Origin of the sequence: Limosilactobacillus viscerum, assembly GCF_947387525.1 — a bacterium.
Classification (GTDB): domain Bacteria; phylum Bacillota; class Bacilli; order Lactobacillales; family Lactobacillaceae; genus Limosilactobacillus; species Limosilactobacillus viscerum.
The window spans coordinates 1-269 of the sequence record NZ_CANDNW010000086.1; the positions used below are offsets into that span (position 1 = coordinate 1).

The 269-nt window shown below is 49.8% G+C and carries 1 pseudogene; it reads left to right on the forward strand.

Annotated elements, in window-relative coordinates:
- A pseudogene (gene pgi / locus QOS07_RS09380) lies at nt 1-269 on the forward strand (glucose-6-phosphate isomerase); the annotation flags it as partial.

A 269-nucleotide genomic window follows, 5' to 3' on the forward strand; every position in this document is an offset into this window, starting at 1 on the left:
GATGACAACCTGGATGGTTTGAAGTACTTGGAAGGCAAGACGATGGACTTTGCCAACACCAAGGCCTATGAAGCCGTGGTTGCGGCCCACACAGCTGGTGGGGTACCGGTAATGACGGTTCACATTCCAGAAGAAAATGAATACACGCTCGGTTACCTGATTTACTTCTTTGAAGTGGCCATGGGAATCTCCGGTTACCTGAACGGGATCAACCCATTCAACCAACCAGGAGTTGAAGCTTACAAGACCAACATGTTTGGTCTGCTGGG